Origin of the sequence: Hyella patelloides LEGE 07179, assembly GCF_900659865.1 — a bacterium.
In the GTDB taxonomy this organism is placed as follows: domain Bacteria; phylum Cyanobacteriota; class Cyanobacteriia; order Cyanobacteriales; family Xenococcaceae; genus Hyella; species Hyella patelloides.
This window is the reverse complement of the sequence record NZ_LR214390.1, coordinates 1-4,518: the sequence shown is the minus strand read 5'-3', so window position 1 is coordinate 4,518 and position 4,518 is coordinate 1. Positions and strand designations below refer to the sequence as shown.

The window sequence follows — 4,518 nt, the reverse complement described above, 5'->3', positions numbered from 1 at the left end:
ACATTTAGCTGCGAGCGTCAAAGCGATCGCCCTTGTGGAGAATGTCCTTCTTGTATTAATAGGAGGATGCTAGATGCAATTAGATGAAATATGCCAAATTCGCAATATCCCTATCGTTGATGTCTCAACTCCTCTTATTATTCCGTCATTCTCCAGTAGAGGATTTCCCGATTTAAAATATATTTATGAACAAACTAAAGACTATATTACGGACGTATCTTTGGTAAGTGCTTATGATTTGTATCATCAGTATTTGGAAGCAGAGATTTATTCATCTGACTTGATTTTCATTGATAGTGGAGGTTATGAAACTCAGCAAATTCAATCTACTAGTAATCTCGATGATATTTATGCTTGTAAAAATAGTTACTCTATTAAATCTTGGAATTTAGACTTACATAAAACTGTACTCAAACAGTTAGAACCAAATTCTCAATTTGTTTTTGTTAGTTATGACAATTGGGACAATCCACAATCTACTATTTATCAAATTGAATCAGCATTAGAATTATTTGCAAATTTTCCAGAGGCTGCATCCAATTTTTTGTATAAATCTGAATCTAGAGGATCTAGATATATCGATATCATTGAGCTACTTAAATATGCGGAAAAATTGTCTTCATTTTCAATTTTAGGTATCACAGAAAAAGAATTAGGTGGTTCTATTCTAGAGAGATGCCAAAACTTGCTCAAAATTCGTTCTGCTCTAAATGAAAAGGGGATATCAATTCCTATTCACATTTTTGGCTGTTTAGATCCTGGTTTAATAATTGCCTATTTTTTGTGTGGAGCTGATATATTTGATGGACTAGCCTGGCTAAGATATGTATTTAAAGAAGGATTGGCACTTTATCCATCAACAGTAACTTTGCGTGATCGCAATTGGGGTGATTTAGAACAAGATTTGACTAAATCTTCTAGTATTAACAATGTCCTAGAGCTTGAATCTTTATCTAGAGCTATGACAAGATTTGCTCAAAATAGACTAACAAGCGAATTGATGCAATGTTCAAAAATTATGCCTAATATAATTGATTTGGTAAAAGAAGCTGGACTAAAAATTGAGGTTTGATAATGGGAAGTAGTGGTGGTTCGAGCTATTCATCCAGTAGCTCAAATGCAAAAATAGACAATTTAGTTAAGCAAGCTAATAATAGCAGTAATAGTTCTGAATACGATTCAGAAGTTAACGAACTATTACAAGAAGCTTTAAAAAGCTATAACGATAGGGATGTACAAGCTATTAATAAACATCTTGATGTCCTTAAAAAAGCTATTGAGAAAGAAATTGAGGAATCTGTAAGATTAGCTTTTGGTGGTTCAGTTCCCAAACATACATTTATCAACGGCTTAAGTGATATAGATACTCTAGTATTAGTAAATAAAACTTCTCTTCAAAATAAATCACCTCAAGAAGCTTTAGATTATTTTGCAAGGCAAATTCAGCAAAGACTTCCCAATACTGATGTATCTGTTGGTAGACTGGCTGTTACAGTCCGTTACTCAGATGGTTGTGAGATTCAACTTTTACCAGCAATAAAAACAGCTACTGGGTATAAAATTGCGGATTCTTTATCATCGGAAAAATGGAGTAATGTAGTTCGACCAAAAGCATTTGCTCAAAAATTGACTGCTGTTAATCAAACTTGTGCGGGAAAAGTCGTGCCAGTAATTAAGTTATTCAAAGCTGTTGTCAAAGAAGTTTTACCTAAAAACTCAAAATTGTCTGGCTATCACGCCGAATCATTAGCCATAGAAGCCTTCAAAAACTATAAAGGAAGTAAAACTCACAAAGATATGCTGGCTCATCTTTGCCGTACTGCTAGTGAAAGAGTTAAAGAGCCTATAAAAGATAAAAGTGGTCAATCAATTCATGTTGATGATTACTTGGGAAAAAAGAATAGCACGGAGAGAAATAAAGTTTCAGGTTATTTAGGACGATTGGCTAAGCGAATGGAAAAGGCTGACAAGCTCAATTCTAAAGGAGAGTGGGAGAAGCTATTTGAGTAAGTGAAGAGGTTAACTCTAATTTATTGATTTAAATTTTCAGCTAACATATTACAAAATAAAGCCCCTTGTTCAATAGCGTCATCTAATGCCACATGGGTATGGGGTAAAGAATCAAACCAATGCTTAGGCATATTACGTTTAGATGATTTTCTATATTCAGTCTTGAGCATCGCCATTGCATAGCTTTTGATGTCTAGGGCTGAAAATGAAAACGGACTCTCACCAGTAAAGCGAATTAGATACCAATACACAAATAAAAAATCGAAACCAGCAGGATAAGCAACGAAAACTGGTTTACCTGGCAAAGATTTTAACCAAGAGACATAACTTTGCATAGCATCTGCTGGCTCTTGTAAATCTGTACGGGTTGCTTCCCAAGCTTCTGGTTGACTCTGCCACCATTCCATAGTTTTTGGATCTCCGCTAGCATCAGGAAGAGTTTTCAGGTTAGCAGCAAAAGTTCCTACCAATGTTTTATCAGCTAGGTAAGCAGCCGAAGCAAAACTGAGCATGGAATTAGCTCCAGGAATTTGACCATCAGTTTCGATATCTGTACTTACATAAATTTCAGGCATAGATTTTATGAGATAGTTCTTCAGTAATTAATGAATTGGGTTTATTGCAATTCAAATTACCTCTAATTTATTTTTTCATACAAGTCAAACTAGTTGATGCTAAAACTTGCGGTTATAACAGTAGATATTGACTTACTTTTATTGAATAGCATTTTAAAAAGTTTGTTTGTTAATTTTACTCGCATTATCTCAAGGTAAAAACTTAAACTTTATTGGAAAGGATGGATATTAGAGGTAAAAGATTCTATTTCATTGGAAGCGCAGGCAAAAATACTCTACCTCCTCTACTCAGCTATGCCCATGAGTTAGTCGCTGAGTTGGTAAAAACATTAGCAACAAGAGGTGCTACGTTTGCGGTGCAAATAGGAAAAGAGCCTTTGTCAGTAGAGAGCGATCCTACTTCACCGTCTATAATTTTCGATTGGACTATTGTTACTACTATTTATGAATGTATTCAGCAAGGAATAGTAAACATCGATAATTATGATGAACCAATAATTTTTACTGTTTATAGCTATAAAACACAAAGACAAATTCCCGCTTCTAAACAAGATATTTGGAACTCACTTCTGGATTTAGATGCGGTTGAAATAGAAATTGCTGAGAGTGAGTTTGGTCATGTACGACGTGAGAATTTGGATCGACGAGGAGACATTCTGATTGCTCTAAGTGGGGGTGCTGGGACAGAAAGTCTATTGAAAAAATATAAGAAAAATGAAAAACCAGCAATTCCCTTAGATTTGCACATTGGTTCTAGTTGTAACGATCATAAAGTAAGTGCATCGCATTTTGCTCAAGAATTACTTACCCAACCAGAACAATTTATTAGTATTCCAAAAACTAAAAATATAGGTTTACTGTTATCTCGATTAACAACCCGCCAAGGCGAAAAACCAGTTCCAGAAGTAGTAACAGGAGTTTTAGAACTTATCCACGAAATTGATGAAATTCCTTCCCAGGTTGATGTTCTAGTTATTACTGCTCTGAAAGATGAGCTAGATGCACTTTTGGAGTGTGATAATGATTCTGGTAAATCTTGGGAAGAGCATCAAGATAGTTTGGGATACTCTTACTACAAAATTACTTTAAAAAAAAGTAATGAAGACGATCTTACTATTGCAGCAGCTAGCACAATGGATATGGGAGAAACTAAAGTCAGCGAATTAGCGACTAGGCTGATTACAGAACTAAAACCAAGCTGTTTGGCGATGACTGGGGTTTGTGCTGGAAACAAAGAAGATGTGTTTTTAGGAGATGTAATTGTTGCAGATAGGGTTTTTCAATTCGACTATGGAAAATTAATAGCTTACTATCAAGAAGTAAAAGGACACAAGTTTCGTACTGAAGAAATTTCTTACGATATCACAACTTACAATTTAAAGCCGTTGTGGAAACATAAAGTCCAGAATTTTTCTCAGGGCTGGATCGAGAAAATTCAGACAATTAGACCAAAATCTTATCAACATCAGGAGCATTGGCTACTAAATAAACTTTATGACTATCAAGAAAATTCTGAAAGTAATCTAACTCCACAAAAACATCCAGAAAGAGTAACAGAATGTCCAGACTGGAGACAAGTCATCGAGCGATTAAGAAAACAAGAGCTTTTAAAGACTGATTCCTTTGAATTAACAGAACAAGGAACTGAAGAAGTAGAAAATGAAAGACTTTTGTGTCTAGATGATGAACGCTATCGAGATCCTTCAATTCCTCAAGTACATATTGGTGTAATTGGCACTACAAGTTATGTTCAGAAAGATCCAGAAATATTTGAAAGACTCAAAAGAGTACAGCGTAAAGCAATAGGAATAGAAATGGAAGGCGCAGCCGTTGGTGCTGTTGCCGAGATTCACGATATTCCGATGATTGTATTTAAATCTGTTCAAGATTACGCCGACTATGACAAAAGCGACCAATTTCGCTTATATGCTGC

The 4,518-nt window shown here is 35.1% G+C and carries 4 protein-coding genes; 3 read left to right on the top strand and 1 reads right to left on the bottom strand.

Translation table 11 applies throughout. The annotated features are described in order from the left end of the window. Window positions 1-73: 73 nt before the first annotated feature. Together H1P_RS35025 and H1P_RS35020 are read left to right on the top strand one after the other, a co-directional pair. Window positions 74-1,072: a hypothetical protein gene (locus H1P_RS35025; RefSeq protein WP_144876354.1), complete on the top strand. Its 999-nt coding sequence runs from the start codon at window positions 74-76 to the stop codon at window positions 1,070-1,072. A 2-nt stretch (window positions 1,073-1,074) separates the two neighbouring features. Then, window positions 1,075-2,010, top strand: a complete 936-nt coding sequence (locus H1P_RS35020) for a CBASS oligonucleotide cyclase (protein WP_144876352.1) — start codon at window positions 1,075-1,077, stop codon at window positions 2,008-2,010. 20 nt (window positions 2,011-2,030) lie between these two features. Here H1P_RS35020 and H1P_RS35015 read toward each other — a convergent pair whose 3' ends face one another. Then, window positions 2,031-2,585, bottom strand: coding sequence for a 3'-5' exoribonuclease domain-containing protein (locus H1P_RS35015; RefSeq protein ID WP_144876350.1), 555 nt, complete (start codon window positions 2,583-2,585; stop codon window positions 2,031-2,033). Window positions 2,586-2,806: 221 nt separating this feature from the next. On the opposite strand from H1P_RS35015, the gene H1P_RS35010 reads away from it, so the two are divergent. Further along, window positions 2,807-4,518 (top strand): 5'-methylthioadenosine/S-adenosylhomocysteine nucleosidase family protein (locus H1P_RS35010; protein WP_144876348.1); only part of this gene is annotated, 1,712 nt, incomplete at its 3' end.